Origin of the sequence: Candidatus Vallotiella sp. (ex Adelges kitamiensis) (assembly GCF_020342435.1) — a bacterium.
GTDB lineage: Bacteria > Pseudomonadota > Gammaproteobacteria > Burkholderiales > Burkholderiaceae > Mycetohabitans.
Map to the genome: position 1 here is coordinate 629,792 of NZ_CP080504.1, position 5,189 is coordinate 634,980.

General features: G+C 50.5%; 2 tRNA genes and 3 rRNA genes. All 5 read right to left on the reverse strand.

Annotated elements, in window-relative coordinates:
- Nucleotides 1-63: 63 nt before the first annotated feature.
- The 5 genes from rrf to K0T93_RS04535 all read right to left on the reverse strand — a co-directional run bounded on the left by rrf (nt 64) and on the right by K0T93_RS04535 (nt 5,183).
- Nucleotides 64-177: ribosomal RNA gene (gene rrf / locus K0T93_RS04515) — 5S ribosomal RNA — on the reverse strand.
- A gap of 90 nt (nt 178-267) precedes the next feature.
- Nucleotides 268-3,149, reverse strand: a 23S ribosomal RNA gene (locus tag K0T93_RS04520).
- Nucleotides 3,150-3,395: 246 nt separating this feature from the next.
- A tRNA-Ala gene (locus K0T93_RS04525) sits at nt 3,396-3,471 on the reverse strand.
- A 38-nt stretch (nt 3,472-3,509) separates the two neighbouring features.
- Nucleotides 3,510-3,586: transfer RNA gene (locus K0T93_RS04530), tRNA-Ile, on the reverse strand.
- A 66-nt stretch (nt 3,587-3,652) separates the two neighbouring features.
- Nucleotides 3,653-5,183, reverse strand: a 16S ribosomal RNA gene (locus tag K0T93_RS04535).
- The 16S, 23S and 5S rRNA genes sit together here with 2 tRNA genes alongside, the layout of an rRNA operon.
- Between the last annotated feature and the right edge of the window lie 6 nt (nt 5,184-5,189).

Consider the following 5,189-nt stretch of genomic DNA (forward strand, 5'->3'; position numbering starts at 1 on the left):
GGAGATTTAAAACACGACGCCCGCTTCATTATTTAAAGCGGGCGTCGTGTTTTAAAAAGAAGAGCCTGACAATTACCTACTTTCACACGGGCAATCCGCACTATCATCGGCGTGGAGTCGTTTCACGGTCCTGTTCGGGATGGGTAGGGGTGGGGCCAACTTACTATAGTCATCAGGCAAAAAACTGTTGTTACGCTATAGCGCGTAACTAGTCTGGGGTAAAAGCAGTTAGTAGATAATAGCACAACATCAAAACGGACCAGTTATAGGATCAAGCCTTACGGGCAATTAGTATCGGTTAGCTTAACGCATTACTGCGCTTACACATCCGACCTATCAACGTCCTAGTCTTGAACGACCCTTCAAGGGGATCAAGTCCCCGGGGAAGTCTCATCTTGAGGCAAGTTTCCCGCTTAGATGCTTTCAGCGGTTATCTCTCCCGAACATAGCTACCCGGCGATGCCACGGGCGTGACAACCGGTACACCAGAGGTTCGTCCACTCCGGTCCTCTCGTACTAGGAGCAGCCCCTCTCAAACTTCCAACGCCCACGGCAGATAGGGACCAAACTGTCTCACGACGTTTTAAACCCAGCTCACGTACCTCTTTAAATGGCGAACAGCCATACCCTTGGGACCGGCTACAGCCCCAGGATGAGATGAGCCGACATCGAGGTGCCAAACACCGCCGTCGATATGAACTCTTGGGCGGTATTAGCCTGTTATCCCCAGAGTACCTTTTATCCGTTGAGCGATGGCCCTTCCATACAGAACCACCGGATCACTATGACCTGCTTTCGCACCTGCTTGACTTGTCGGTCTCGCAGTTAAGCACGCTTATGCCATTGCACTATCAGCACGATTTCCGACCGTACTTAGCGTACCTTCGTACTCCTCCGTTACACTTTGGGAGGAGACCGCCCCAGTCAAACTGCCTACCATGCACGGTTCCCGAACCCGCTTCAGGGTCCTAGGTTAGAACCTCAAACAAACCAGGGTGGTATTTCAAGGACAGCTCCATGCGAACTAGCGTTCACACTTCAAAGCCTCCCACCTATCCTACACAGATTTGTTCAAAGTCCAATGCAAAGCTACAGTAAAGGTTCATGGGGTCTTTCCGTCTAGCCGCGGGTAGATTGCATCATCACAAACACTTCAACTTCGCTGAGTCTCGGGAGGAGACAGTGTGGCCATCGTTACGCCATTCGTGCAGGTCGGAACTTACCCGACAAGGAATTTCGCTACCTTAGGACCGTTATAGTTACGGCCGCCGTTTACCGGGACTTCAATCAAGAGCTCGCACCCCATCATTTAATCTTCCGGCACCGGGCAGGCGTCACACCCTATACGTCCACTTTCGTGTTTGCAGAGTGCTGTGTTTTTATTAAACAGTCGCAGCCACCAGTTTATTGCAACCCTTTGACCCTGCTGGCGCTAGCCAGTTAGGCTAATAGGGCGTACCTTATCCCGAAGTTACGGTACCAATTTGCCGAGTTCCTTCTCCCGAGTTCTCTCAAGCGCCTTAGAATACTCATCCCGCCCACCTGTGTCGGTTTGCGGTACGGTCTTGTTAGACTGAAGCTTAGAGGCTTTTCTTGGGACCACTTCTAATTGCTTTGCAGCTTAAAACTGCTCGCCCCACACCCTTGAATTATGTACCCGGATTTGCCAGAGCACCTTCTTTAATGTAGGGACCGGGACTTCCGACACCCGGACAACCTTCCGCGATCCGTCCCCCCATCGCATCTAACAATGGTGCAGGAATATTAACCTGCTTTCCATCAGCTACGCATTTCTGCCTCGCCTTAGGGACCGACTCACCCTACGCCGATGAACGTTGCGTAGGAAACCTTGGGCTTACGGCGAGGAGGCTTTTCACCTCCTTTATCGCTACTCATGTCAGCATTCGCACTTCCGATACCTCCAGCACACTTTTCAGTGTACCTTCGCAGGCTTACGGAACGCTCTCCTACCATACGCACTTACGCACGTATTCGCAGCTTCGGTAATTAGCTTAGCCCCGTTACATCTTCCGCGCAGGACGACTCGATCAGTGAGCTATTACGCTTTCTTTAAAGGATGGCTGCTTCTAAGCCAACCTCCTGACTGTTTTTGCCTTCCCACTTCGTTTCCCACTTAGCTAATTTTAGGGACCTTAGCTGGCGATCTGGGTTGTTTCCCTTTTGACGTCGGACGTTAGCACCCGGCGTCTGTCTCCCGTGATTACACTCTTCGGTATTCGGAGTTTGCTATGACGAAGTAATCCGCAATGGACCCCTCAACCATGACAGTGCTCTACCCCCAAAGGTGATACACGAGGCACTACCTAAATAGTTTTCGGAGAGAACCAGCTATTTCCAAGTTTGTTTGGCCTTTCACCCCTATCCACAGCTCATCCCCTAACTTTTCAACGTTAGTGGGTTCGGTCCTTCAGTGCGTGTTACCGCACCTTCAACCTGGCCATGGATAGATCACTTGGTTTCGGGTCTACGCCCAACAACTTATTGCCCTATTCGGACTCGCTTTCGCTACGCCTCCCCTATCGGTTAAGCTTGCTATTGAACGTAAGTCGCTGACCCATTATACAAAAGGTACGCCGTCACCCTTTACAAGGCTCCGACTGTTTGTATGCATGTGGTTTCAGGATCTATTTCACTCCCCTCTCGGGGTTCTTTTCACCTTTCCCTCACGGTACTAGTTCACTATCGGTCGATCACGAGTATTTAGCCTTGGAGGATGGTCCCCCCATCTTCAGACAAGATTTCACGTGTCCCGTCTTACTTATCGTACCCTTAGTTCCACACTTTAGTTTTTACTTACAAGGCTATCACTTACTGCGGCCGCTTTTTCCAAAGCGTTCAGTTAACTAGAGAGTTACATGGTACAGGCTGATCCCATTTCGCTCGCCACTACTCTGGGAATCTCGGTTGATTTTTTTTCCTACGGCTACTTAGATGTTTCAGTTCGCCGCGTTCGCTTCACATGATCTATAGATTCAATCACGGATGACCTATGTAGGTCGGGTTACCCCATTCAGACATCTGCGGATTATAGCTTGTTTACCAGCTCCCCGCAGCTTTTCGCAGGCTACTACGTCTTTCTTCGCTTGTGATCGCCAAGGCATCCACCACATGCACTTACTTGCTTGATCCTATAACAAGTCCGTTTTGCAACGAGCAAGTTATGGGTGAGCTTTGTGCTGTGCCATACTTTTTGAGTATTTTGAGTTACTCAAGAAAATAAATTCTCTACCCATCTATTTTTGCATCCATCTCAAGATGCTCTAATAGATATACTGCTTTTTCCAGATTTTTAAAGAACGTTACAGCTAACAAAAAATTCTTGATACACAGATTTAATTACTAATACTCAAACTTGAATACTTGCAATTAAACAGTGGTGGAGGCAGACGGAATCGAACCGACGACCCCCTGCGTGCAAAGCAGGTGCTCTCCCAGCTGAGCTATGCCCCCAAGCTTCTTGGGTTTGATATTTATTTGCTAGACACGCATGGTGGGTCCGGTTGGATTTGAACCAACGACCCCCGCCTTATCAAGACGGTGCTCTAACCGACTGAGCTACAGACCCTTTGTCTGTCCCCCGTGACTTTACAGCCGATAAGTGTGGGTACTTGCAGATAGACATTTTCTCTAGAAAGGAGGTGATCCAGCCGCACCTTCCGATACGGCTACCTTGTTACGACTTCACCCCAGTCATGAATCCTACCGTGGTAACCGTCTTCCTTGCGGTTAGACTAGCCACTTCTGGTAAAACCCACTCCCATGGTGTGACGGGCGGTGTGTACAAGACCCGGGAACGTATTCACCGCGACATGCTGATCCGCGATTACTAGCGATTCCAGCTTCATGCAGTCGAGTTGCAGACTACAATCCGGACTACGATCGGTTTTCTGGGATTAGCTCCCCCTCGCGGGTTGGCAACCCTCTGTTCCGACCATTGTATGACGTGTGAAGCCCTACCCATAAGGGCCATGAGGACTTGACGTCATCCCCACCTTCCTCCGGCTTGTCACCGGCAGTTTCCTTAGAGTGCTCTTGCGTAGCAACTAGGGACAAGGGTTGCGCTCGTTGCGGGACTTAACCCAACATCTCACGACACGAGCTGACGACAGCCATGCAGCACCTGTGCGCCGATTCTCTTTCAAGCACCTCTACTTCTCAGTAGAGTTTCGACCATGTCAAGGGTAGGTAAGGTTTTTCGCGTTGCATCGAATTAATCCACATCATCCACCGCTTGTGCGGGTCCCCGTCAATTCCTTTGAGTTTTAATCTTGCGACCGTACTCCCCAGGCGGTCAACTTCACGCGTTAGCTACGTTACTAAGGAAATAAATCCCCAACAACTAGTTGACATTGTTTAGGGCGTGGACTACCAGGGTATCTAATCCTGTTTGCTCCCCACGCTTTCGTGCATGAGCGTCAGTATTGACCCAGGAGGCTGCCTTCGCCATTGGTATTCCTCCACATCTCTACGCATTTCACTGCTACACGTGGAATTCTACCTCCCTCTGCCATACTCTAGACTGCCAGTCACCTATGCAGTTCCCGGGTTAAGCCCGGGGATTTCACATTGGTCTTAGCAAACCACCTGCGCACGCTTTACGCCCAGTAATTCCGATTAACGCTCGCACCCTACGTATTACCGCGGCTGCTGGCACGTAGTTAGCCGGTGCTTATTCTTCCGGTACCGTCATCCAATTTAGGTATTAACTAAATTGCTTTCTTTCCGGACAAAAGTGCTTTACAACCCGAGGGCCTTCTTCACACACGCGGCATTGCTGGATCAGGGTTTCCCCCATTGTCCAAAATTCCCCACTGCTGCCTCCCGTAGGAGTCTGGGCCGTGTCTCAGTCCCAGTGTGGCTGACCGTCCTCTCAGACCAGCTACAGATCGTCGCCTTGGTAAGCCTTTACCCTACCAACTAGCTAATCTGCCATCGGCCGCTCTTTGAGCGCGAGGCCCGAAGGTCCCCCGCTTTTCTCTTGAGAGTGTATGCGGTATTAATTCGGCTTTCGCCGGGCTATCCCCCACTCTAAGACACGTTCCGATGTATTACTCACCCGTTCGCCACTCGCCGCCAGGCCGAAGCCCGCGTTGCCGTTCGACTTGCATGTGTAAGGCATGCCGCCAGCGTTTAATCTGAGCCAGGATCAAACTCTTTAGTTTAAACCT